The sequence below is a fragment of the Streptomyces sp. BK022 genome, from assembly GCF_004217355.1.
Taxonomy (GTDB): Bacteria; Actinomycetota; Actinomycetes; order Streptomycetales; family Streptomycetaceae; genus Streptomyces; species Streptomyces griseoluteus.
Genome location: NZ_SHKU01000001.1, coordinates 1 through 19,277 on the forward strand (window position 1 = coordinate 1; position 19,277 = coordinate 19,277).

Genomic DNA, 19,277 nt, shown 5'->3' on the forward strand with positions numbered 1-19,277 from the left:
TCCACGTTCGACACGAACCGCACCGTCAGATCACGGTCCGTGAAGGCACGCAGCGCCTCGAACGCCATCGCCGGACCCAGATCCGAACCACCGATGCCGATGTTCACGATGTTGCGGATCCGCTTACCCGTGTGACCCGTCCACTCACCCGAACGGACCCGGTCGGCGAAACCGCTCATCTTGTCCAGCACCGCGTGCACGGCCGGGACCACGTTCTCCCCGTCCACCTCGACCACCGCGTCCCGAGGCGCGCGCAACGCCGTGTGCAGCACCGCCCGGTTCTCGGTCGTGTTGATCCGCTCACCGCGGAACATCGCGTCCCGCTGCCCGAACACATCCGTGGCGACGGCGAGTTCCTGGAGCAGGGCCAGGGTCTCGTCGGTGACCTGGTGCTTGCTGTAGTCGATGTGCAGGTCGCCCACCCGGACGACGTAACGCTCGGCCCGGCCGGGATCGGCGTCGAACAGCTCGCGCAGGTGCGGCTGCCCGCCGGCGCGGTGGTCGGCCAGGGCCGTCCACTCGGGGCGCCGGGTGAGCTTGGGGGTGTCTGACGATGCGTCGGACATCAGGCGTTCTCCTTGAGTGCCTCGCCGGTCAGGGCGACGGCGTACATCTCGTCCGCGTCGAGGCGGCGCAGCTCCTCGGCGATCAGTTCCGAGGTCGGGCGGACCTTCAGGGCCAGGGTGCGCGGCGGCTGGCCCGGCAGGGTCAGCGTGGCGAGGGGGCCTTCGGGGCGGTCGATGACGATCTCGCCCTCGTCGGTGCCGAGCCGCACGGCGGTGACCACCGGGCCCTCGGAGACGACGCGGTCCACCTTGACGTGCAGACGGGCCTCCAGCCAGCGCGCGAGCAGCTCGGCGCTGGGGTTGTCCTCCTCCGCCTCCACGGCGGCCGACGTCACCTTGACCCGCGCCTGGTCCAGCGCGGCCGCGAGCATCGAGCGCCACGGGGTGAGCCGGGTCCAGGCCAGGTCGGTGTCGCCCGGCGCGTAGGTGCGGGCACGGGTGTCCAGCACCTCCAGCGGGTTGTCCACCGCGTACAGGTCGGTGATCCGGCGCTGGGCGAGCGCGCCGAGGGAGTCCTTCGCGGGGGCCTCGGGGGCGTTCACCGGCCACCAGACCACCACCGGCGCGTCCGGGAGCAGCAGCGGCAGCACCACCGAGTCGGCGTGGTCGGACACCTCGCCGTAGGTGCGCAGCACGACCGTCTCACCGGCGCCGGCCTCGGAGCCGACCCGGACCTCGGCGTCGAGCCGGGAGGTGGTGCGGTCGCGCAGGCGGGCGTGGCGCTTGATGACGACCAGGGTGCGCGAGGGGTGCTCGTGCGAGGCATCCCCGGCCGCCTTGAGGGCGTCGTAGGCGTTCTCCTCGTCCGTGACGATGACCATCGTCAGGACCATGCCCACAGCCGGGGTGCCGATGGCGCGGCGGCCCTCCACCAACGCCTTGTTGATCTTGCTTGCCGTGGTGTCGGTCAGGTCGATCTTCATGGCCTGCGCCAGCTCCGTCCGTCTCGTGCGAGCATCTCGTCCGCTTCCTCGGGTCCCCAGCTTCCGGACGCGTACTGCGCCGGCGTGCCGTGCTCGCTCCAGTAGCGCTCGATCGGGTCGAGGATCTTCCAGGACTCTTCCACTTCCTGGGTGCGCGGGAACAGGTTGGCGTCGCCGAGCAGCACATCGAGGATCAGCCGCTCGTACGCCTCGGGGCTGGACTCGGTGAAGGACTCGCCGTAGGCGAAGTCCATCGACACGTCCCGGATCTCCATCGACGTGCCCGGCACCTTGGAGCCGAAGCGGACGGTCATGCCCTCGTCCGGCTGGACGCGGATGACGATCGCGTTCTGGCCCAGCTCCTCCGTGGCGGTGGAGTCGAACGGCGAGTGCGGGGCGCGCTTGAACACGACCGCGATCTCGGTGACCCGGCGCCCCAGCCGCTTGCCGGTGCGCAGGTAGAACGGCACGCCCGCCCAGCGGCGGTTGTCGATCTCCAGCTTCAGCGCCGCGTAGGTGTCGGTCTTCGACTTGGGGTCGATGCCGTCCTCGTCGAGGTAGCCGACGACCTTCTCGCCGCCCTGCCAGCCGGCCGCGTACTGGCCGCGCACGGTGTGCTCGCCCAGCTCGTCCGGGAGGCGGACCGACTTCAGGACCTTCAGCTTCTCGGTGAGCAGCGAGTCCGCGTCGAACGCGATCGGCTCCTCCATGGCGGTGAGCGCCATGAGCTGGAGCAGGTGGTTCTGGATCACGTCACGGGCGGCGCCGATGCCGTCGTAGTAGCCCGCGCGGCCGCCGATGCCGATGTCCTCGGCCATCGTGATCTGCACGTGGTCCACGTAGGAGCGGTTCCAGATGGGCTCGTACATCTGGTTGGCGAACCGGAGCGCCATGATGTTCTGGACGGTCTCCTTGCCCAGGTAGTGGTCGATCCGGAACACCTGGTCCGGCTCGAACACCTCGTGCACGACCTTGTTCAGCTCGTGCGCGCTCTCCAGGTCGTGGCCGAACGGCTTCTCGATGACCGCGCGGCGCCAGGAGCCCTCGGGGGCGTCCGCCAGCCCGTGCTTCTTGAGCTGCCGGACGACCTTCGGGAAGAACTTCGGCGGCACCGAGAGGTAGTACGCGAAGTTGCCGCCCGTGCCGCGGGAGGCGTCCAGCTCGTCGACGGCCTCCTTGAGCTGGTCGAAGGCGATGTCGTCGTCGAAGTCACCGGGGATGAAGCGCATGCCCTCGGCGAGCTGCTGCCAGACCTCCTCGCGGAACGGCGTCCGCGCGTGCTCCTTGACCGCGTCGTGGACGACCTGCGCGAAGTCCTGGTCCTCCCAGTCGCGGCGGGCGAAGCCCACCAGGGAGAAGCCCGGCGGCAGCAGACCGCGGTTGGCCAGGTCGTAGACGGCCGGCATCAGCTTCTTGCGCGACAGGTCGCCGGTGACACCGAAGATCACCAGGCCCGACGGCCCCGCGATACGGGGCAGCCGGCGGTCCTGGGGGTCGCGCAGCGGGTTGTCCCACTCGGCGGCCGGCGTGACCGGGACCCTGATGTCCTCGGCCTCGCGGACCGCGGCGGGCTTCGCCTTGGTCCGCGTCCTGCGCGCCTTGGGCTCCGCCTCGGCGGCGGCCGGCTTCGGCTCCGCCTTCGGCTCCGCCTTCGGCTCGGCCTCGGGCGCGGCCTTGGCCGCCGCCTTCGGCTCGCCTGACTTGCTCGTCATTACGCGTCCACTCCCTTGCTCTTCAGGGACTCGGTCACGGCGCCCAGCAGCTCCAGCCAGGCCGCCTCGAACTTGGCGACGGCCTCGTCCTCGAGCTGCTGGACGACCTCGTCGTAGGAGATGCCCAGCTTCTCCACGGCGGCGAGGTCGGCGCGGGCCTGCTCGTAGCGGCCGGTCACCGTGTCGCCGGTGATGTCACCGTGGTCGGCGGTGGCCTTGAGCGTGCCCTCGGGCATGGTGTTGACGGTGCCGGGGGCGACCAGCTCGTCCACGTACAGGGTGTCCTTGTACGCCGGGTCCTTCACGCCGGTGGAGGCCCACAGCGGGCGCTGCTTGTTGGCGCCGGTGCCGGTCAGCGCCTGCCAGCGGGCGGAGGAGAAGACTTCCTCGTACGCCTCGTAGGCCAGACGGGCGTTGGCGAGGGCCGCGCGGCCCTTCAGGCCGAGGGCCTCCTCGGTGCCGAGCGCGGTCAGGCGCTTGTCGATCTCGGAGTCGACGCGGGACACGAAGAAGGACGCCACCGAGTGGATCTCGGACAGGTCCAGGCCGCGCTCCCTGGCCTTCTCCAGGCCCGCCAGGTAGGCGTCCATGACGGCGCGGTAGCGCTCCAGGGAGAAGATCAGGGTCACGTTGACGCTGATGCCCAGGCCGATGACCTCGGTGATGGCCGGGAGGCCCGCCTCGGTGGCCGGGATCTTGATCATCACGTTGGGGCGGTCGACCAGCCAGAAGAGCTGCTTGGCCTCGGCGACCGTGGCGAGCGTGTTGTGGGCCAGACGGGGGTCCACCTCGATGGAGACCCGGCCGTCGCGGCCCTCGGTGGCGTCGTACACCCCGCGCAGCACGTCGGCCGCGTCGCGCACGTCGGCGGTCGTCATCATGCGCACGGCCTCGTCGACCGTGACACCGCGCTCCGCGAGGTCGGTGAGCTGCTCCTCGTACCCCTCGCCGGAGCCGATGGCGGCCTGGAAGATCGACGGGTTGGTGGTGACGCCGACGACGCCGCCGTCCGTCACGAGGGCGGCCAGGTCGCCCGAGGTGATCCGCTTGCGCGACAGGTCGTCCAGCCACACCGACACGCCCTCGTCGGCGAGACGCTTGAGGGCTCCGGGGGTGCTGATTGCTTCGGTCACAGTGCTCATCTTTCTTCGTCGCGTAATTCTGTGTCGCGGGGGATCAGGCGCGCGCGGCGGCCAGCGAGGCGCGGGCGGCGGCGGCGACGTTCTCGGGGGTGAAGCCGTACTCGGCGAACAGGGCGTTCGCGTCGGCGGAGGCGCCGAAGTGCTCCAGGGAGACGATGCGGCCGGCGTCACCCACATAGCGGTACCAGGTCAGGCCGATGCCCGCCTCGACGGCGACGCGCGCCTTCACGGCGGCCGGCAGGACGCTCTCGCGGTAGGCGGCGGGCTGCTGGTCGAACCACTCCACGCACGGCATGGACACCACGCGCGTGCCGGTGCCCTCGGCCTCCAGGGCCTCACGGGCGGCCATGGCGAGCTGGACCTCGGAGCCGGTCGCCATGATGATCACCTCCGGGACCTCGGTCGAGGAGTCGGCGAGGACGTAGCCGCCCTTGGCCGCGTCCTCGTTCGGAGCGTACGTCGGTACGCCCTGACGGGTGAGGGCGAGACCGTGCGGGGCCGGGTCGGTGGCGTGCCGCTTCAGGATCTCGGCCCAGGCGATGGCGGTCTCGTTGGCGTCCGCCGGGCGGACCACGTTCAGGCCCGGGATCGCGCGCAGCGAGGCCAGGTGCTCGACCGGCTGGTGGGTCGGGCCGTCCTCGCCGAGGCCGATGGAGTCGTGGGTCCACACATAGGTGACCGGGAGCTGCATCAGGGCCGACATGCGGACGGCGTTGCGCATGTAGTCGGAGAACACCAGGAAGGTGCCGCCGTAGATGCGGGTGTTGCCGTGCAGCGCGATGCCGTTCATCTCTGCGGCCATGGAGAACTCACGGATGCCGAAGTGGACGGTACGGCCGTACGGGTTCGCCTCGGGCAGCGGGTTGCCCTTCGGCAGGAAGGAGCTGGTCTTGTCGATCGTGGTGTTGTTGGAGCCGGCGAGGTCGGCCGAGCCGCCCCACAGCTCGGGCAGCACCGGGCCGAGCGCCTGGAGGATCTTGCCGGACGCGGCACGGGTGGCGACGGACTTGCCCTCCTCGAACACCGGGAGCGCGTCCTGCCAGCCCTCGGGCAGCTCGCCCTTGGAGACGCGGTCGAACAGCTCCGCGCGCTCGGGCTGGGCGGTGCGCCACTCGGCGATCTTCTTGTCCCAGGCGGCGTGCGCCTCGGCACCCCGGTCCAGGGCGCGGCGGGCGTGGCGCAGGACCTCGTCGGAGACCTCGAAGGTCTGCTCCGGGTCGAAGCCGAGGACGCGCTTGGTGGCCGCGATCTCCTCGTCGCCCAGGGCGGAGCCGTGGGACGCCTCGGTGTTCCGGGCGGTCGGCGCGGGCCACGCGATGATCGTGCGCATGGCGATGATGGAGGGGCGGCCGGTCTCGGCCCTGGCGGCCTCCAGCGCGGCGTGCAGCGCCGGGACGTCCACGTCGCCCTCGGCGGTGGGCTCGATGCGCTGGGTGTGCCAGCCGTACGCCTCGTACCGCTTCAGGACGTCCTCGGAGAAGGCGGTCTCGGTGTCGCCCTCGATGGAGATGTGGTTGTCGTCGTAGAGGAAGACGAGGTTGCCGAGCTTCTGGTGGCCGGCGAGCGAGGACGCCTCGGAGGAGACGCCCTCCTCCAGGTCGCCGTCGGAGACGATCGCCCAGATCATGTGGTCGAAGGGGGAGGTGCCCTCGGGGGCCTCCGGGTCGAAGAGACCGCGCTCGTAGCGGGCGGCCATCGCCATGCCCACCGCGTTGGCGGCACCCTGGCCGAGCGGGCCGGTGGTGGTCTCCACACCGGCGGTGTGCCCGTACTCGGGGTGGCCGGGCGTCTTGGAGCCCTGCGTGCGGAAGGCCTTGAGGTCGTCCAGCTCCAGCTCGTACCCGGCGAGGAAGAGCTGGGTGTAGAGGGTCAGCGAGGTGTGACCGGGGGAGAGCACGAAGCGGTCACGGCCGGTCCACTCGGGGTCGGCCGGGTCGTGCTTCATCACCTTCTGAAAGATCGTGTACGCGGCAGGCGCGAGGCTCATCGCGGTGCCGGGGTGGCCGTTGCCGACCTTCTGCACCGCATCGGCCGCGAGAAGCCGGGCCGTGTCGACGGCACGGCGGTCGAGATCGGTCCACTCGAAGCTCTCGGGTGTCTGCGTGCTCATCTTCAAGAAGTCCTCTTCAGAAGCAGGGATGCTGATCAAACGCGTTCAAACTTAAAAGTCTGACTTTTTCGCGGAAAGGTCGGGGTGTGTCAGCCTGTGGTGAATCTGGGACACCGATCGCTTGATAGGAACGGCAAATCGAACATGGCGGACAGATCGCCTCAAGGTGTGGGTCGCGGCACGGACGGTGACGGGATCAGGACCTTCCCCTTCCCGACCGAGCTGGCCGTGGGCGGTGTCGGCATGCAGGTCGGCGCCATGGGTGAGGACCGCACCTGGCATGCGGATGCCCCGCTGGACCGGGTCCACCGCATCGACTTCCACGTGGTGATGCTGTTCACCGAGGGGCCGGTCCGGCACATGATCGACTTCGCCGAGTACGAGGCCGGCGCGGGTGACGTGCTCTGGATCCGTCCCGGCCAGGTGCACCGCTTCTCCCGCACCAGCCGGTACCGGGGCACCGTGCTGACCATGCAGCCCGGCTTCCTGCCCCGCTCCACCGTCGAGGCGACCGGGCTCTACCGGTACGACCTGCCTCCGCTGCTGCACCCCGGCCCGGCGCAGCGCGCCGCGCTGCGGGACTCCCTCGCCCAGCTCGGCCGCGAGTACGAGGACACCGAGACCCTGCCGCTCAGCCTGCACACCGCCGTCCTGCGGCACAGCCTCACCGCGTTCCTGCTCCGCCTCGCCCACCTCGCGGCCAGCTCCGCCGAGGCCACCCGGAGCCAGGCGGACACCACCTTCACCCTGTTCCGGGACGCGGTGGAGCGCGGTTTCCACTCCAACCACAGCGTCAACGCCTACGCCGACGCGCTCGGCTACTCCCGCCGCACCCTCGTCCGCGCGGTCCGCGCCGCCACCGGCCAGACCCCGAAGGGCTTCATCGACAAACGCGTCATCCTGGAGGCCAAGCGCCTCCTCGCCCACACCGACATGCCCATCGGCCGGGTCGGCGCCGCGATCGGTTTCCCGGACGCGGCCAACTTCTCCAAGTTCTTCCATCTGCACACCGGAGTCACGCCGGTCGGGTTCCGGGCGGAGCTGAGCTGACGCGTCGTCCTCACCTCCGTGTCACGGTCCGGTGTCGCTTCGGTTGTGAAGGCAACTTCCCGGACTCTTCACGGGTCTCGCACACGCATGGTGTGGGAGAGCACAGGGGGGACTCATGAATCGTCCGGGACGATCGCAGGTGCCGGTCCGGGGCGCGCGCACGGCATGGCTGAAGGGCATCGGGGCCGGGGTGCTGATATGCGCCCTCGTCACCGGATGCGGCGGCGGGGACGACGAGAAGGCGGCCGCGGCCGTCAAGCCGGGCCCCACGGTGACGGTCACCGCGACCGTCACGGCGACGCCCGCCCTGATGGAGAGCCAGGTGGACAGCACGGTCGGCTCCGCGACCGGGGTCGCGAAGGAGCGCGGCTACCGCGTCGCCGCGCACGACGCGAGCGAGAAGGACGCGTCCCCGGCGGACGACTGGACGGTCTGCTTCGAGAAGTACGGGCGCGACAGCGTCGACTTCGGGGCCGTCGCGTCCGGGGCGCCGTGCCCCAAGGCGGACGGCGGCCCCATCCCGTGGCCGACGATGCCGGGGGTGATCGGACGTACCTACTCGGCCGCCGCCACCGCGGTCGGCAGGGTGACGAAGGGTGAGATCTCCGTCAGGGCGTCCTACCGGGACGAGCGGGTGCCCGCCGGGCACGACGGCTGGAAGGTGTGCTTCCAGTCGCCGGACGCGGGAACGAAGGTCGTGGGCGACCGGGATGTCACGCTGTGGCTGACGAAGAGCGGGTGCCCGGCGGCGACGGGGACGTACAAGGACAGGGCCAACGACCCGGACTACACGCCGCCGGTCGCGGCGGACAACGGCAGCGGCGGGTCTTCCGGCTCGTCCGGCGGGTCCTCCTCGGCGGGCTCCTCCACCGGTGGATCTTCCGGCGGAAGCGCCGGCACCACCTGCGAGATCAGGTCGAACGCCGGAAACTGCTACAATGCGGGCCAGTTCTGCCGCAACGCGGACGTCGGCCGCTCCACCCACGCGGGGAACGGCCGGCTGATCCACTGCCGCGGCGAAGGCAGCCGGAACCGCTGGAACTACTGACGGCCGGCGGCGCCGGACCTCGTGCCCGGCGCCGCCCGCTCGCGTCAGTGCGTGAAGGTGAACCAGTTCACGTTCACGAAGTCGGCCGGCTGGCCGCTGCTGAACGTGAGGTAGACGTCGTGGGTGCCGGTGACCCCGCTGATGTTGGCCGGGATCGTCTGCCAGTTCTGCCAGCCGCCGGTGCCGGAGAGGGCGAAGCTGCCGACGGGGGAGTTGGAACGGCTGTCGAGCCGTACCTCGACCAGGCCGCCCACCCCGGACGCCGCCCCGCTGGCGACGCGGGCCTTGAACTGGGTGGCGGGCGTCGAGCCGAAGTCGACGCCCTTGTACTGGGCCCAGTCGCCGTTCGAGACATAGCTGAGGTTCTGGCCGCCGCCGGAGTCCGTGGTGGTCTCGGTGGTCACGCCGGACTGGCTGTCGAAGGACTCGGCCTGGACGGTGCCGTAGGCGTCGCGGTTGCCGGAGGGCGGGGGAGTGGTGCCGCCGCCGCTGCCGGACTGGAGCACCTGGACGTAGTCCACGGTCATGGGGTGGCCCGGGTCGGTGTCGGCGTAGGGACCGCCGCCGAAGGCCCCGGGGAAGCCGCCGCCCATCGCCACGTTGAGGATGAGGAAGTAGCCGTGCTTCGTGGCGTTGTTCCAGGTCGTGGCGTCGAACTGGTTCGCCCGCACGGTGTGCAGGTTGACCCCGTCGACGTAGAAGCGGATCTCCTCGACCGAGGTCGAGCGGTCCCACTCCATCGCGTAGGTGTGGAACGCGGACTGGCAGGTGCTGCCGGGACAGGCCGTGGAGTTGCCGACGCCGGTGGTCTCGTTGCACGGGCCGCCGGGGTTGGTGCCGCAGTGGAACGTGGACCAGACGGTGTTCAGGCCCTGGACGTTCTCCATGATGTCCAGCTCGCCGACGCCCGGCCAGTTCTGGTAGTTGCCCCGGTAGGGCGCCCCCAGGGCCCAGAAGGCCGGCCAGTAGCCCTTGGCCGCCGCACCCGTGACGTTCGGCATCTGGATGCGCGCCTGCACCCGCAGCTTGCCGCCCGCCGGAGGCTGGAAGTCGGTGCGGTTGGTCTCGATGCGGCCCGAGGTCCAGCGGCCTGAGGAGTCGCGGCGCGGGGTGATCTGCAGATTGCCGTTGCCGTCGAGCGCGACGTTGCTGGTGCTGTTGGTCATCGTCTCGACCTCGCCGGTGCCCCAGTTGGCGGCGCCGCCCGGATACGACGTACCGGTGTCGTAGAGCCAGTTGGCGGTGTTGACGCCGGAGCCCGCCGAGCCGTTGAAGTCGTCCAGGAACACCTGGGTCCAGCCGGACGGCGGCGCCGGGGCGGACGCGTCGGCGGGCGCGACGCCGGCCACCGCGGCCGCGGCCGCGAGCCCCAGCGTGCCGAGGGCGGCGACCAGCGCCCGCCGGACGGAACGCCGGCGTCTGCCGCCGGCCGGGGAGGTGCCGGAGGTTTCACTCATGGGGGTGCCTTCCGGGGTACGGGGATGGGGTGCGGGGACCCCGAGAGCCTTTTGAGAGCGCTCTCAAGGTGCGCACAATGTGCTCCCCGGTCCTGCGGGCGTCAAGGGTTGAAGCAGATAAAGTCCTTACCGGGCTGGGGAGTTCACAGTCCGAAGGCGTGGTTGACGGTGCGGGCCGCGTGCTCGGCAGGACGTGGCCGGGGCGATCTTCCGGACCTCCGGCCCCGCGTCGACGCATGCCATGATCGGACCAGGCGGGCCGGAAAGGGTGAGGCATGAGGCTGGCGATTCTGGGGGGCGGCGGGTTCCGGGTGCCGCTCGTGTACGGCGCGCTGCTGGGCGACCGGGGCGCGGGGCGGGTGACCGAGGTCGTCCTGCACGACGTCGACGCCGGGCGGCTGGACGCGGTGACGCGGGTGCTGGCCGAGCAGGCGGACGGGGTCCCGGACGCACCCGCCGTACGGGCGACCACCGATCTCGACGACGCCCTGCGCGGGGCCGACTTCGTGTTCTCCGCGATCCGGGTCGGCGGGCTGCGCGGGCGGGCCGAGGACGAGCGGGTGGCGCTGGCCGAGGGGGTGCTCGGGCAGGAGACGGTGGGCGCGGGGGGTATCGCGTACGGGCTGCGGACCGTGCCCGTCGCCGTCGACATCGCCCGGCGGGTGGCCCGGCTCGCGCCCGACGCCTGGGTCATCAACTTCACCAACCCGGCCGGACTGGTCACCGAGGCCATGGCCCGGTACCTGGGCGACCGGGTCATCGGCATCTGCGACTCCCCGGTCGGCCTCGGCCGCCGTGTCGCCCGTGCCCTCGGCGCCGACCCGGCGGAGGCGTTCGTCGACTACGTCGGCCTCAACCACCTCGGCTGGGTACGCGGCCTGCGCGTCGCCGGACGTGACGAACTGCCGCGCCTGCTGGCCGACCCCGACCGGCTCGGCTCCTTCGAGGAGGGGCGGCTGTTCGGCCCCGAGTGGCTGCGCTCCCTCGGCGCGATCCCCAACGAGTACCTGCACTACTACTACTTCAACCGCGAGACCGTACGCGCCTACCAGGAGGCCGAGTCGACCCGCGGCGCCTTCCTGCGCGACCAGCAGTCCCGGTTCTACACCGACGCGCTGCGCCCCGGCGGGTCGGCGCTGCGGGCCTGGGAGGACACCCGCGCCGAGCGCGAGGCGACGTACATGGCGGAGAACCGGGAGAGCGCCGGGGCCGGGGAGCGCGAGGAGGAGGATCTGGCGGGCGGCTACGAGCAGGTGGCGCTCGCCCTGATGCGGGCCGTCGCCCGCGACGAACGCACCACCCTGATCCTCAACGTCCGCAACCGCTCCACGCTCACCGCGCTGGACGCGGGCGCCGTGATCGAGGTGCCCTGCCTGGTCGGCGCGGACGGCGCGCACCCGCTGGCCACCGATCCGCTGCCGGGACACGCCACCGGGCTGGTCTGCTCGGTCAAGGCGGTCGAGCGGGAGGTGCTGGCCGCCGCCGAGTCGGGATCGCGGGAGACGGCTGTGAAGGCGTTCGCGCTGCATCCGCTTGTTGACTCGGTCAACGTGGCCCGCCGGCTGGTCGACGGTTACACCGCGGCTCACCCGGAGCTGGCGTATCTGAAGTGAACACACGTGGGGGCCGCTCCGCCGAGCGGCCCCCACGCGGGGCTTGCGGCACTCAGCCGGTGAAGCCGGCCGTGATCGAGGTGAACTGCCAGGTGCTCTGGTTGATACCGGAGCAGTTGCTCACCACACCCCCGCCGGCGCACGGCCGGTCCCGGTTGACCGCCCAGTAGGCGAGCCGGGCGATGTGGTGCGAGTTGGACCAGTCGCGGATCTTGGTCCAGATCTCCGGCGTGGTGTTCTCCTGCTGGTCGGAGAGACCGTTCATGCCGGAGATGCCGATGTGGGAGTAGGCGGTCGCGTCGTCCCAGCCGAAGGTCGACTTCAGCTTGGCCTTCAGGCCCTCCGCCGCGTTCACCGTGTTGCCGTACATGTCCGAGCCGCCGCCGAAGTCGAACGGCATGATCGTGAACACGTCGATGTCGGCACCGATCGACTTGGCCTGCTCGATGAGCCGGTTGCCGTAGTAGGTCGGGCCGGTGGTCGTGGTGCCGAAGGTGACGATGGTCTTCAGGCCGGGGTTGTTCGCCTTGACCGTCTTCAGCGCGGTGAGGATCTTCGCCTGCACGGCCTCGTTCTCGAACTCGTCCGTGTTCTCGATGTCCATGTCGATCGATTTCAGCGAGTAGGCGTTGATCACCTTCTGGATCGCGCCGGCCAGGGCGCTCGCCGAGGAGCAGTTGGCGCCGAGCTTGCTGCCCTGCCAACCGCCGAACGACGGCACGATGTCACCGCCCGCCGAGCGGATCTGGTTGATCGCGGTCTGGTCCGCCCCGCCGGTGAGCGGCCGGCTGCCGTCCCACGCCGGGTTGCAGCCGCCGGAGTCCAGCACGAACGCCATGGTGAACCACTTCACCCCGGTCGCGTTCATCACCGTCGCCGGGTTCGGCGGGTCGCCCCAGCCCTCGTAGAGGTACGGCGCGGCCTGCTTGAATCCGGTGCCGCCGCCCGAGCCCGCGTTGGTGGTCACCGAGACGGAGTTGGAGGCGCCGGAGCTGTTCCCGGCCGCGTCCCGCGCCTTCACGGTGAAGGTGTACGCGGTGCTCGGGGAGAGCCCGCTGACCGTGGCCGACGTCCCGGAGACGCTGAGCACCTGGTTGGAGCCGCTGTAGATGTCGTACGCGGTGACGCCCACGTTGTCGGTGGCCGCGTTCCACTGCAGCGAGACGCTGTTCGAGGTCTTGCCGGTCGAGGTGAGGCCGCCCGGTGTGCTCGGCGCCTGGGTGTCACCGGTGCCGCCGCCGCCCGGTCCGTCCAGGCTGATGTCGTCCGCCTGGTAGGAGCCCTGCGCGTACCAGCCGTGCACGTACACGGTCGCGCTGGTCTGCGAGGCGCCGGTGGTGAAGGAGACGCTGAGCTGGCTGTAAGCCGACGGGGACGAGGTCCAGGTCGAGGCGCCGCCGTCCACGCCGAGGTAGACGTACGAGCCGCGGACCCATCCGCTGAGGGTGTAGGCGGTGTTCGGCTTCACCGCGACCGTCTGCGCGCACTGCGCGGTGTCGCTCGAACTCACCGCTCCCTGGAGCGCCTTGGAGCCGCCGTGCACAGGGGAGGAGACGACCGAGCCGAGGTTGCCGGAACAGCTCCACGGGGACAGGCCACCCGACTCGAAGCCGGGGTTGGTGAGCACGTTGGCCGCCTCGGCGGTGCCCGGCAGGGCGACGGCCCCGCCGAGGGCCAGGGCGGCGGTGCCGACCAGGGCGAGAAGCCGGCGTCTGGGACGCCCGAGAATGTGTCGCACGCGATCTCCCTGATGGTATGGGGGCGTTCGGGAGTGCACCGGGGTGCGGGAAGTGCCGGAACGAGCCTGCGGAGAGTGCGCCCCCCAAAGTGGTATGGACCAATCCAACTGTCAAGGGACAGCGCGGGATTGGTCCATACCGGGATGGTGACGGGTGCTACAGCGGCAGCGCGGCTCCGGCTCCCGCCGCCGCGGCGGCGGACGCGGCGAGCGGGGCGGTGGGCGCGGGCAGGCACACCTCCGCCTCCTCGGGCCCCTGCTCGGTGAGCGTCGGCGGGCCCAGCGGGCGCGGCCCGGAGACCACCGCGTAGTCCTGGCCCAGGAACGGCGGCTCGACCCTGCCGGGGTCCTCGCCCAGCGCCAGCTGCACAGCGGCCCACGGGGCGTTGACCCCGCACAGGGAGAGCTGGTGCAGCCCGCCGGCGGCACGGGTGTTGACGTCGAGCAGTACCGGCCGGTCACCCAGCATGCGGAACTGGATGTTGGACAGGTAGTGCAGCCCGAAGCCCTCCGCGATCAGCCGGGCCGGCTCCAGCCAGCGCTCGTCCAGGGTGAAGCCGCGCCGTCGGCCGTTCTTGGTGCGGCCCACCATCAGCCGGACCCGGTTGTCGGGTCCGGTCAGGCAGTCCACCGACACCTCCGGCTGCTCCAGCCTCGGCATCACCAGCAGGTCCACCGGCTCCTCGGCCTCCCGCAGCGCCGACACCGCCAGGTCGAGCTGCACATACGGGCTCGGGAAGCCGCTCAGATGGGCCAGCGAGAAGGGCGAGCGGGTGATCATCCGGAAACCGACCCCGCCCGCACCGGAGGCGGGCTTCAGGCACGCCCGGTGTCCGGCCGCCTCCAACTCATCGACAGCCAAGAGGAGTTCGTCCGCCGTGCGGACCCGGAACCACGGCGGCACGGGCACGCCCACCGAGCTGACCGCCTCGTACGCGGTCACCTTGTCCTCGAACACCGCCACCGCCTCGGGCGTCGGCGCCAGCAGGGCCGTACCCACCGCTGTGAAGTCGGCGCGGTGCGCCACGATCGCCGCCTGGTGCAGCCGGGGCACGAAGACATCGATGCCACGCCGGGCGCACTGGTCGAGCGCGTATTCGACGTATCCGGCCGGGGACAGCCCGTCCGGCTCCAGCGCGGCGGTGTCGGCGGCGGCCAGCACGGGGGAGTCCGGGTCGCCGTGCGTCGCGTGGATCTCCACGGCGCGGTCGCTCGGGTTTCTCCGCAGCTGATCCATGAAGAACACGTTCTCCGCGTACGTGCGGTTGAGCCATACGCGTACGCGAGAGACCATGCGGGCCGCCTTTCGGGGGTTTTCGGGCAGGACTCAGCGGTCCGCGCCCGGACAGGAGGAAGGAAGGGTCACCAAACCGCCCTGGGAAAAGGGGTGTTGGGCAGCGTGTGATGGGGCGATCATACGGCCTGCGCGGAGTGGTCCGTGCAACGCGCGTGTTACGGATTCGCCGGGCGCGTCGGCACCGGAAGAGGGCCGCTCTTGCCCGCGCCCGAGGCGATGTGCTGTCGTGGTGCCGCACCGCACTGTCGTGGGAGGTCGGGTACCGGGTGATCGAGGAGCTGCTGCCGGACACGGTGGTCGCCGTGGAATCGTACGGCGTCCCCGACGACGACCCGGACACCGCGCTCTTCCCCGAGGAGCGGGCGCTGGTGGACCGCGCGGTCGCCAAGCGGCGCCTGGAATTCACCTCGGCGCGGGTCTGCGCCCGGCGCGCGATGGAGAAACTCGGCCGGGCGCCCGCCGCCGTGCCGACCGGCGAACGCGGCGCGCCCGTCTGGCCCGACGGCCTGCTCGGCAGCATGACCCACTGCGACGGCTACCGGTGCGCGGCCCTGGCCCGCACCGGTGACCTCGCCTCGCTCGGCATCGACGCCGAGACGCACGAACCGCTGCCCGAGGGAGTCCTCGAATCCGTCTCCCTGCCCGCCGAACGCGACCGCCAGCGGGCGCTGGCCGCAGCCCGGCCCGGTGTGCACTGGGACAGGCTGCTGTTCAGCGCCAAGGAGTCCGTCTACAAGGCGTGGTTCCCGCTCACCCGCGCCTGGCTGGACTTCTCCGAGGCCGACATCGACCTCGTCCCCACGCATGACGACCGGGGCACCTTCCACGCCCGGCTGCTGGTGCCGGGCCCCGTGGCGGGCGACGCCCGCCTGACCGGACTCGACGGCCGCTGGCGCACCGGCGACGGGCTGGTCCTGACGGCGGTCACCGTACCGGCGCCTTGATCCGGGCCTACGGGCACCAGGCGCGCAGCAGCTCGAAGAACTCGTCCTCGTTCCCCGTCAGCCCCGCTCCGGCCAGCGCCCGTTCGGCCTCGGCCAGTACGGTCGGCGGCACCATCGCCGGGACCGCGCCCGGCGGGCCGTCCAGGGTGGCGCGCACGGTGTGCAGCAGCCGGAGATACGCCTGTACGGCGGTGCGCTCACGGTCGGTCAGTACGGCGGTCGGCATCGGTCGGGCTCCCCGGTCGGCGGCACGGTTCACGCACGCTGGCGCCGCGCACCGCCCCTCGCGGCACGCAGGGTTCCAGCTTGCCGCCCCCCACTGACAACGAGCCGGCTCAAGGTCGCCCGGGGTCGCCCGTACGGCCCAGGGCGCCTCAGCCCTGCGGCCCCGGATATCCCAGCGACGTACCGATGCGCCCCGCCACGTCGTCCCGGCGGACCGGGCCGCTCAACGACGAACCCCGCATCCTGGTACGGCACTTGCTGGCCAGCAGCAGGCCGAAGGTCTCGGCGTCCCGCTCCTCGTCCTGGTCGAACCGGGTACGCGCGGCGACCCGGTGCACGGCCGCCCGCAGCGCGTCCCGGTCGGTGTCGTCCGCCAGCAGCCGGGTGGCCACGCCCATGCCGAGACCGTCGACCCGGTGGGCGACGTGGTCGGTCTGCATGTGCCACAGCTCATGGCCGAGGATCACCAACTGGTGGTCGGGTGCGGTCCGTTCCTCCACCACGACCAGATCCCGGTCGCTCATGTCCACCCACAGCCCGCTGGCCGTGCCGGGCGGGAAGACCGACGTACGGAAGTGCACCGGGCGGCCGCGCCTGCGGCTCATCGCCGAGCACAGCGAGCGGTACAGCTCCTCGGGCGGCACCGGCGCGGGCCGCCGGTCCAACTGGCCGACGAGTTCGGCGCACAGCCGCCGCATCCCCCTGGCGATGTTCTTGGACCCCATCCCGATCACGACCCCGGCTGCCGGACGCTCTCCAGCAGCATGTCCAGCCACTCCGCCACCTTGTCGCGGTGCTGGTCGGTGGGGAGCTGGGCGGCACGCCAGGCGATCCCGCGCACCCCGTGGTCCTGGAGCAGTCGCTCCAGCGGGTCCTGCGCCGTCCCTGAGGCGGCCCTCTCCCGGTCGGCCAGCTTCTGGAGCAGCTCCTGCTCGGTGTGCTGGAGGACGCCCGCGAGCGCCTCGGGGTCCTCCGCGGTGAGGAAACCGGCGTGTACGTGGAAGAACCGCTGGAGCGCGTCGCAGTGCTCCATCGTGGGGCGCCGGTCGCCGTTGATCAGGGCCCCGGCCTGCTGCCGGGACATGCCGGCGCCGTCCGCGATCTCCTGCTGGGTGTATCTGCGCCCGCCGGGCTTGAGCCGGGTGCGGCGCAGCAGGTCCAGCCGTTGCAGGAAGCGGGCCTGCACGTCCGGTTCACCGGCCGGGCGGCCGGTGAGCAGCGCCTTGACGACGGGCTCCGGGACCCCGCTGCCGACCGAGAGCCGGGCGGTGTCGAACACCTCGGGGTGCGGGACGCCGAGGCGGTCGGCGAGCGCGGTGACGCGGGCGACGACGGCCGGAAGCTGAGCGGTCGCCGCGGCGCCCGTATTCCCGTAGCCATCCGTCACCGACAGAACTCCTACGTCTCTTGGGGCCGCGCGAGAGCGGGCGCGCTTGTCACCCCCGGCCGCCGTGAACATCCCGGAGAGTAGCCCGTGGTTCGAACTCGCATCCAGGTCTCGCCACAACTGTGGCGAATTTCAGCCGTCAACAGGCATGAAATGCCACGATAGTTGACACGGCTCTTGTCGGAGCAGCAGGATCGCAGCGCCGCGTGCAGGCGGCCAAGGCAAGAGGGGTGACCACCCGATGGCACATCAGGCGGGAGGGCGGCGGCCGGTATCCCGGTCCGTCCCCGAGAGCTGTGAGGCGCGGGAGTATCTGGACGACTACGCCGCCGTGGTGGAGGCTGCCCCGTTCCCCTCGCTCGTCGTGGACCACCGCTGGAACGTCGTTCTGGCCAACGACGCCTTCGCCACCCTCTTCGGAGAGGTGCGCCACCACCCCACCGCGATGCCCGGCGACAACTTCCTGCGCTTCGTCCTCTTCCACCCCGACGCGGGCCGGGTGCTCGGCGAGCACGAGCCGGCCTGGTGCCTGCCGATGCTGGCCCAGCTCAAGACCGCGATGGAGGGGTACGGCCACGACCACGAACTCCAGGCGATACGCCGGGACGTGGCCCACGACCCGATCATGGAGGCCGCCTACCGGCAGGGGCTGCCGCACTGGATACACGCGGTCGGCGAGAGCGCGGCCCGGCTCGACGGCGCGGTACGCCTGCTGCACCACCCCGATCCGCGCCGGGGCACCGCCGAGTGCCGGGTGGTGGACGAGACCCCGCCCCTGCTGCGCGACCTGGGCCACCGGCGCCTGACGATGATCCCCCGGCAGCCGTCCGCCGCAGGCCGGCGCGCCCACCTGATGGTCGTCCCCACCCCGTAGACCCGGCCCGGCCCCGTCGGTGTTCAGGTCATCGACGGCGCCGGGTCATCCGCACCCGCCGCACACTTACGCAAGCTGCTTGCGTAGCTTGCGCTACCCTTGCGCGCATGACGCGACGACTTGCGGAAGTGGCGAAGAAGGTCGGGGTCAGCGAGGCCACGGTCAGCCGGGTGCTCAACGGCAAGCCCGGAGTCTCCGACGCCACCCGGCAGTCGGTCCTCACCGCCCTGGACGTCCTGGGGTACGAGCGCCCCACCCAGCTGCGCGGCGAGCGCGCCCGGCTGGTCGGCCTGGTCCTGCCGGAACTCCAGAACCCCATCTTCCCCGCGTTCGCCGAGGTCATCGGGGGTGCGCTCGCCCAGCTCGGGCTGACCCCGGTGCTCTGCACCCAGACCAAGGGCGGCGTCTCGGAGGCCGACTACGTCGAACTCCTCCTCCAGCAGCAGGTCTCCGGCGTCGTCTTCGCCGGCGGGCTGTACGCGCAGGCCGACGCCCCCCACGACCACTACCGCCGCCTCGCGGACCGGAGCATCCCGGTCGTACTGGTCAACGCGGCCATAGAGCACCTCGGCTTCCCCGCCGTCTCCTGCGACGACACGGTCGCCGTCGAGCAGGCGTGGCGCCATCTCGCCTCCCTCGGCCACGAACGCATCGGTCTGGTCCTCGGCCCCGCCGACCACGTCCCCTCCGCCCGCAAGCTCGCCGCCGCCCGAGCGCTGGCCGGGGATCTGCCGGACGCCCATGTGGCCCGCGCCATCTTCTCCATCGAGGGCGGCCACGCCGCCGCCTCCCGGCTCATCGACCGGGGTGTCACCGGCATCATCTGCGCCAGCGACCCGCTCGCCCTCGGCGCGGTGCGGGCCGCCCGCCGCAAGGGACTCGACGTGCCGGGGCGGATCTCCGTGGTCGGCTACGACGACTCGGCCTTCATGAACTGCACCGAGCCCCCGCTCACCACCGTCCGCCAGCCGATCGAGGCCATGGGGCGGGCGGCCGTGGAACTGCTGAACGCCCAGATCGGCGGCACCGCCGTCCCCGCCGAGGAGCTGTTGTTCGAGCCCGAGCTGGTGGTCCGGGGCTCCACCGCGCAAGCGCCGCGCGACTGAGCGCTCCGAGGAACCGTCTAGCTGTCAAATAATTACAGATTCTGCGCGACATCTTGCGGCCAGGTGTCGTCGGTGCTTGAGTGTG

General features: G+C 71.4%; 16 protein-coding genes and 1 pseudogene. 6 read left to right on the forward strand and 11 right to left on the reverse strand.

Annotation, left to right across the window (positions count from 1 at the left end):
• The 5 genes and pseudogenes from EV284_RS00005 to tkt form a co-directional block, all read right to left on the reverse strand.
• Positions 1 to 566: pseudogene (locus EV284_RS00005) on the reverse strand (glucose-6-phosphate isomerase); the annotation flags it as partial.
• Positions 566 to 1,489 carry a glucose-6-phosphate dehydrogenase assembly protein OpcA gene (gene opcA / locus EV284_RS00010; protein WP_130328972.1) on the reverse strand — a complete coding sequence of 308 codons (924 nt, stop codon included), beginning with the start codon at positions 1,487 to 1,489 and terminating at the stop codon, positions 566 to 568. The pseudogene EV284_RS00005 and the gene opcA, both read right to left, overlap by 1 nt.
• Entirely contained in the window at positions 1,486 to 3,201 is a 1,716-nt protein-coding gene (gene zwf / locus EV284_RS00015) for a glucose-6-phosphate dehydrogenase (RefSeq protein WP_207228875.1), read from the reverse strand. The genes opcA and zwf overlap by 4 nt, the downstream gene beginning before the upstream one ends.
• The gene (gene tal, locus EV284_RS00020; RefSeq protein ID WP_130328974.1) at positions 3,201 to 4,343 is read right to left on the reverse strand and encodes a transaldolase; all 1,143 of its coding nucleotides are present in this window, start codon (positions 4,341 to 4,343) and stop codon (positions 3,201 to 3,203) included. The genes zwf and tal overlap by 1 nt, the downstream gene beginning before the upstream one ends.
• A gap of 34 nt (positions 4,344 to 4,377) precedes the next feature.
• On the reverse strand, positions 4,378 to 6,453 hold the full coding sequence (tkt, locus tag EV284_RS00025) for a transketolase (protein WP_130328976.1): 2,076 nt from the start codon (positions 6,451 to 6,453) through the stop codon (positions 4,378 to 4,380).
• 144 nt (positions 6,454 to 6,597) lie between these two features.
• Between tkt and EV284_RS00030 the strand changes: the two genes are divergently transcribed.
• Both EV284_RS00030 and EV284_RS00035 read left to right on the forward strand, forming a co-directional pair.
• Positions 6,598 to 7,503, forward strand: a complete 906-nt coding sequence (locus EV284_RS00030; protein ID WP_130328978.1) for an AraC family transcriptional regulator — start codon at positions 6,598 to 6,600, stop codon at positions 7,501 to 7,503.
• A gap of 115 nt (positions 7,504 to 7,618) precedes the next feature.
• Positions 7,619 to 8,551, forward strand: coding sequence for a PASTA domain-containing protein (locus EV284_RS00035; protein ID WP_130328980.1), 933 nt, complete (start codon positions 7,619 to 7,621; stop codon positions 8,549 to 8,551).
• A gap of 44 nt (positions 8,552 to 8,595) precedes the next feature.
• Here the strand turns inward: EV284_RS00035 and EV284_RS00040 are convergent, their stop codons facing one another.
• Positions 8,596 to 10,008, reverse strand: a complete 1,413-nt coding sequence (locus tag EV284_RS00040; protein ID WP_130328982.1) for a glycoside hydrolase family 16 protein — start codon at positions 10,006 to 10,008, stop codon at positions 8,596 to 8,598.
• 275 nt (positions 10,009 to 10,283) lie between these two features.
• Here EV284_RS00040 and EV284_RS00045 point away from each other — a divergent pair, with 275 nt between their 5' ends.
• A complete protein-coding gene (locus EV284_RS00045) occupies positions 10,284 to 11,621 on the forward strand; it encodes a 6-phospho-beta-glucosidase (RefSeq protein WP_130328984.1) in 1,338 nt (445 codons plus the stop codon).
• A gap of 52 nt (positions 11,622 to 11,673) precedes the next feature.
• On the opposite strand, the gene EV284_RS00050 is transcribed toward EV284_RS00045, so the two are convergent.
• Positions 11,674 to 13,359, reverse strand: coding sequence for a carbohydrate binding domain-containing protein (locus EV284_RS00050; RefSeq protein WP_130328986.1), 1,686 nt, complete (start codon positions 13,357 to 13,359; stop codon positions 11,674 to 11,676).
• Positions 13,360 to 13,516: 157 nt separating this feature from the next.
• Positions 13,517 to 14,653 carry an ATP-grasp domain-containing protein gene (locus tag EV284_RS00055; RefSeq protein WP_130328988.1) on the reverse strand — a complete coding sequence of 379 codons (1,137 nt, stop codon included), beginning with the start codon at positions 14,651 to 14,653 and terminating at the stop codon, positions 13,517 to 13,519.
• Between the two features lie 269 nt (positions 14,654 to 14,922).
• Between EV284_RS00055 and EV284_RS00060 the strand changes: the two genes are divergently transcribed.
• The gene (locus EV284_RS00060) at positions 14,923 to 15,600 is read left to right on the forward strand and encodes a 4'-phosphopantetheinyl transferase superfamily protein (protein WP_130328991.1); all 678 of its coding nucleotides are present in this window, start codon (positions 14,923 to 14,925) and stop codon (positions 15,598 to 15,600) included.
• Between the two features lie 7 nt (positions 15,601 to 15,607).
• On the opposite strand, the gene EV284_RS00065 is transcribed toward EV284_RS00060, so the two are convergent.
• The 3 genes from EV284_RS00065 to EV284_RS00075 form a co-directional block, all read right to left on the reverse strand.
• The gene (locus EV284_RS00065; protein WP_130328993.1) at positions 15,608 to 15,826 is read right to left on the reverse strand and encodes a hypothetical protein; all 219 of its coding nucleotides are present in this window, start codon (positions 15,824 to 15,826) and stop codon (positions 15,608 to 15,610) included.
• Between the two features lie 148 nt (positions 15,827 to 15,974).
• Positions 15,975 to 16,523, reverse strand: coding sequence for a toxin-antitoxin system, toxin component (locus tag EV284_RS00070; RefSeq protein ID WP_130330897.1), 549 nt, complete (start codon positions 16,521 to 16,523; stop codon positions 15,975 to 15,977).
• Between the two features lie 32 nt (positions 16,524 to 16,555).
• Entirely contained in the window at positions 16,556 to 17,212 is a 657-nt protein-coding gene (locus EV284_RS00075) for a helix-turn-helix transcriptional regulator (protein ID WP_130328995.1), read from the reverse strand.
• Positions 17,213 to 17,453: 241 nt separating this feature from the next.
• Between EV284_RS00075 and EV284_RS00080 the strand changes: the two genes are divergently transcribed.
• Together EV284_RS00080 and EV284_RS00085 are read left to right on the forward strand one after the other, a co-directional pair.
• Positions 17,454 to 18,086: a PAS domain-containing protein gene (locus EV284_RS00080; RefSeq protein ID WP_130328997.1), complete on the forward strand. Its 633-nt coding sequence runs from the start codon at positions 17,454 to 17,456 to the stop codon at positions 18,084 to 18,086.
• 107 nt (positions 18,087 to 18,193) lie between these two features.
• A complete protein-coding gene (locus EV284_RS00085; protein ID WP_207228876.1) occupies positions 18,194 to 19,192 on the forward strand; it encodes a LacI family DNA-binding transcriptional regulator in 999 nt (332 codons plus the stop codon).
• Positions 19,193 to 19,277: the final 85 nt, after the last annotated feature.

What these genes read in the sequence shown, in the direction of transcription:
- tal (WP_130328974.1), bottom strand. Translation starts at nt 4,343, where the DNA reads ATGAGCACTGTGACCGAAGCAATCAGCACCCCCGGAGCCCTCAAGCGT.
- EV284_RS00035 (WP_130328980.1), top strand. Translation starts at nt 7,619, where the DNA reads ATGAATCGTCCGGGACGATCGCAGGTGCCGGTCCGGGGCGCGCGCACG.
- EV284_RS00070 (WP_130330897.1), bottom strand. Translation starts at nt 16,523, where the DNA reads ATGCGGCGGCTGTGCGCCGAACTCGTCGGCCAGTTGGACCGGCGGCCC.
- EV284_RS00040 (WP_130328982.1), bottom strand. Translation starts at nt 10,008, where the DNA reads ATGAGTGAAACCTCCGGCACCTCCCCGGCCGGCGGCAGACGCCGGCGT.
- opcA (WP_130328972.1), bottom strand. Translation starts at nt 1,489, where the DNA reads ATGAAGATCGACCTGACCGACACCACGGCAAGCAAGATCAACAAGGCG.
- tkt (WP_130328976.1), bottom strand. Translation starts at nt 6,453, where the DNA reads ATGAGCACGCAGACACCCGAGAGCTTCGAGTGGACCGATCTCGACCGC.
- EV284_RS00080 (WP_130328997.1), top strand. Translation starts at nt 17,454, where the DNA reads ATGGCACATCAGGCGGGAGGGCGGCGGCCGGTATCCCGGTCCGTCCCC.
- EV284_RS00085 (WP_207228876.1), top strand. Translation starts at nt 18,194, where the DNA reads ATGACGCGACGACTTGCGGAAGTGGCGAAGAAGGTCGGGGTCAGCGAG.
- EV284_RS00045 (WP_130328984.1), top strand. Translation starts at nt 10,284, where the DNA reads ATGAGGCTGGCGATTCTGGGGGGCGGCGGGTTCCGGGTGCCGCTCGTG.
- EV284_RS00055 (WP_130328988.1), bottom strand. Translation starts at nt 14,653, where the DNA reads ATGGTCTCTCGCGTACGCGTATGGCTCAACCGCACGTACGCGGAGAAC.
- zwf (WP_207228875.1), bottom strand. Translation starts at nt 3,201, where the DNA reads ATGACGAGCAAGTCAGGCGAGCCGAAGGCGGCGGCCAAGGCCGCGCCC.
- EV284_RS00065 (WP_130328993.1), bottom strand. Translation starts at nt 15,826, where the DNA reads ATGCCGACCGCCGTACTGACCGACCGTGAGCGCACCGCCGTACAGGCG.
- EV284_RS00030 (WP_130328978.1), top strand. Translation starts at nt 6,598, where the DNA reads ATGGCGGACAGATCGCCTCAAGGTGTGGGTCGCGGCACGGACGGTGAC.